We start from the raw sequence: 313 nt of genomic DNA on the forward strand, positions 1-313 counted from the left end.
GTTAAGACCGTTCTGGGTGATCGACACCATGAGAACGCCGAGCACGCAGCCGATGACAGAGCCTTTGCCGCCGCCAAGCCGCGCACCGCCGAGGACCGTTGCTGCAAGAACATCCAGCTCGCGGCCATAAAGCGCGTTGGGCACCACTTCCTGCGCATAATGCGCCTGCATAAGACCCGCAATGCCCGCCATCAGGCCGAGCCAGCCGAACGAAATGTAATGCATCGCGCCGATATTGATGCCGAAGCGGCGAGCACCTTCCGGGTTGTCGCCGAAGGCGTAAAGTTTGCGCCCAACAGTGGTGCGCGAAATC

At 61.0% G+C, this 313-nt stretch carries 1 pseudogene; it reads right to left on the bottom strand.

From position 1 onward, the window contains the following. Window positions 1-313 (bottom strand): annotated as a pseudogene (locus EN824_RS34210) (ABC transporter permease); the annotation flags it as partial.

The organism is Mesorhizobium sp. M8A.F.Ca.ET.181.01.1.1, from assembly GCF_004792025.1.
GTDB lineage: Bacteria > Pseudomonadota > Alphaproteobacteria > Rhizobiales > Rhizobiaceae > Mesorhizobium.